Below are 1,011 nucleotides of genomic sequence, written 5' to 3' on the forward strand. Positions count from 1 at the left end.
TCAGCGTTGAAGAAGATGGTACTTTACAGTTCACAGACGCGGATCTGCTTACAGGCGCGACAGACGTTGAAGGTGATAACCTGACGGTTGAGGGCATCACTTATGAAGGCACTGATGGCGTACTGACTGACTTGGGTGAGGGATCATATAGCTTTGCTCCAAACGAAAACTTCAATGGTGATGTGAGCTTTAGCTTCGATGTGTCAGACGGTACCGATACCGTGTCTGCAAACATTGATGTTAGCGTGACTCCTGAGAACGATCCGCCTGTTGCGGGCTCAACGTCCTACACGGTGAATGAAGATAATTCGATTACCATTTCTGATGCACAACTATTGGCAACATCTTCAGATATTGAAGGTGATGTATCGATAGACAGCGTGACTTACTCTGGTAGCGACGGTGTCCTCGAAATCAATGGTAACGGCACTTACACCTTCTCGCCAAATGAGAACTTCAGCGGTGAAATTGCACTGGATGTGGTTGTTGCTGATGAAGATGGTGCGACCGACTCAACGACCGCGGGCATCAATGTTCTTGAAGTGAACGATCCGCCGGTTGCAGGCCCTACGTCTTACACCATTGATGAAGACTCAGTACTTACCTTCAGTGAGTCTCAAGTGTTGCTTAACGCCTCAGATGTAGAAGGGGATGTTGATCTTGTTGGTATTAGCTACGATGGCCCTGAGGGTATCTTCTCAGTAAATGGTGACGGCACTTGCAGCTTCGCTCCAAATGAGAACTTTAATGGCCAAGTTCAGCTTGATGTCACCATTCGTGATGAAGATGGTGCAGAAGTGGAAACCGTCATCAATGTTGACGTATTACCAATCAATGATGCGCCAGTGTCTGGTGATTTGGCTTACAACGTTAACGAAGATGGTTCAATCACACTGAGCCAAGATCAGCTGTTGTCTCAAGCGTCCGATGTAGAAGGCGAAGATCTAACCGCAAGTGACTTAACAGTTGGTGGTGATGCGACGGTTGTAGCTAACGATGACGGCAGTTTCA

The 1,011-nt window shown here is 47.5% G+C and carries 1 protein-coding gene; it reads left to right on the top strand.

What is annotated here, in order from left to right:
- Positions 1-1,011, top strand: a 1,011-nt coding sequence (locus AB4323_RS05245; RefSeq protein WP_372151860.1) for a cadherin-like domain-containing protein, incomplete at both ends; no start/stop codon positions are given.

The organism is Vibrio sp. 10N.261.52.C11, assembly GCF_041471405.1.
Taxonomy (GTDB): Bacteria; Pseudomonadota; Gammaproteobacteria; order Enterobacterales; family Vibrionaceae; genus Vibrio; species Vibrio crassostreae_C.